This is a genomic window from Cryobacterium sp. MLB-32, from assembly GCF_000738085.1.
In the GTDB taxonomy this organism is placed as follows: Bacteria; Actinomycetota; Actinomycetes; order Actinomycetales; family Microbacteriaceae; genus Cryobacterium.
Genome location: NZ_JPRS01000076.1, coordinates 1 through 617, shown reverse-complemented (window position 1 = coordinate 617; position 617 = coordinate 1). Strand labels below are relative to the sequence as shown.

The window sequence follows — 617 nt, the reverse complement described above, 5'->3', positions numbered from 1 at the left end:
CTCACGCCGAGACCAGGTAAACGAGCCTCGCGTGCTCCGGGACTGTTCGGTTCAGACGCCATCATCTGTTGATGTTACCCGTGGTCAGACAGGTCGGTTCGGCTTCTCATGGGGTTTCCCGCGGCGGCAGGCAGCCGGGCGACAAAACCCAGCGGTCAGCGGTCGACGGCAATCGCGTTGAGGGCGGCGAGATGGACAGTTATTCCATTCTGATTGCGTTGGTTCACCGGAAATGTTAGTCATAGGAGAAGGGCGCAGTACCGCTTCGGGCCCTGCAGCCGACAGATGGACGAAGAAGAGAGTTGCCATGGCAAGCGAGAACCCTCCGGTAAAAGAACCTGACGACGGCGATATTGAGGTTGGCGCGCCGAAGCAATGGGCGGCCGGGCTGCCTGGCGTGCTGCACTCCATGATTCCCGCACTCGAACATATGGGTGTGGATCGCACGAGAAAGACCCTGTTGTCGATGAACCAGAAAGACGGCTTTGATTGCATGAGCTGTGCGTGGCCGGACCCGGATCATCGCAAGGCCTTCGAGTTCTGTGAAAACGGCGCCAAGGCGGTCACCTGGGAAGCGACGCCCGTTGTCGTCTCGTCCAGTTTCTGGGCCGACCATC

The 617-nt window shown here is 59.8% G+C and carries 1 pseudogene; it reads left to right on the top strand.

Annotated features, from left to right (window positions below):
- Positions 1 to 307: 307 nt before the first annotated feature.
- Positions 308 to 617: pseudogene (locus JF66_RS09790) on the top strand (hypothetical protein); the annotation flags it as partial.